The sequence below is a fragment of the Streptococcus sp. CCH5-D3 genome, assembly GCF_001556435.1.
Classification (GTDB): domain Bacteria; phylum Bacillota; class Bacilli; order Lactobacillales; family Streptococcaceae; genus Streptococcus.
In genome coordinates this window covers 1-467 of record NZ_LSIW01000169.1, presented here as the reverse complement: position 1 = coordinate 467, position 467 = coordinate 1, and the positions used below count along the sequence as shown (strand labels likewise).

1 protein-coding gene is annotated in these 467 nt (G+C 44.8%); it reads left to right on the top strand.

All coding sequences use genetic code 11. The features are described from left to right. Nucleotides 1-467, top strand: a 467-nt coding sequence (locus tag AX662_RS09770; RefSeq protein ID WP_197414722.1) for a YSIRK-type signal peptide-containing protein, incomplete at both ends; no start/stop codon positions are given.

The window sequence follows — 467 nt, the reverse complement described above, 5'->3', positions numbered from 1 at the left end:
TACACGAACAACAACGTTTTTCCATTCGTAAATATTCATTTGGGGCAGCATCAGTCCTTTTAGGAGCTAGTTTGGTCTTTGCAGGTCAAGCTTTGGCTGATGAGCATCATGAAGTTTCAACACCTTCAGATGCCACTTTGCGTGCTACCTCAGATAGTGATGCTGTGACAGCAGCTGATATTTTCAGTGGTGTAGCGACCGATGGGGTAGCATCAAGCGAGAAAGCTAGTCAAGCCTCAACAACTAGCCAAACCGCTAGTAAAACTGCTACTAGCGAGGCTAGAAGTGAAGTGAGTGCTAGTACCTCACAAGCAGCTGATAAAGCATCTGAAACTGCAGTGACCCCTTCAGCTGTGGAAAATCGAACAAATTTAGCTGAAAAAGATGCTAATCTTGATGTATCTAGTATGGTGAGAGCAGCTGTCAATACTAGTTTGGTGAGCCAACCAGCTACAACTACAGACAGC